Annotated in this window: 1 protein-coding gene; it reads left to right on the forward strand. The window is 53.9% G+C overall.

The genetic code is table 11. The features are described from left to right. Window positions 1–267 (forward strand): hypothetical protein (locus AC1RPH_RS08365; RefSeq protein ID WP_481762124.1); only part of this gene is annotated, 267 nt, incomplete at both ends.

The raw sequence follows: 267 nt of genomic DNA on the forward strand, positions 1-267 counted from the left end.
GCTCAGCGCAACTTCCGTGGTATTTCGTGGAAGGTGCTACATGCCCATTCCGGGTCTACGATCAAGTAACGATCTTTCGCGAAGGTCGTGATCGTAAGTACCCATCGAAGTACAGCGTAGATAACCTGCGTCTCGATATCTATTCGGACTCATCCAACCAAGCATTCAAGTACCTACAGGCGTGGAACAATACGATTCTCACGCCCTTTGGTGCCACGGCAGCTGCCACGATGGGCGGTGGTTGGGGACGCCCGTCGGCCTACAAGA

The organism is Dellaglioa sp. CoH-57-MRSF-16, assembly GCF_056782055.1.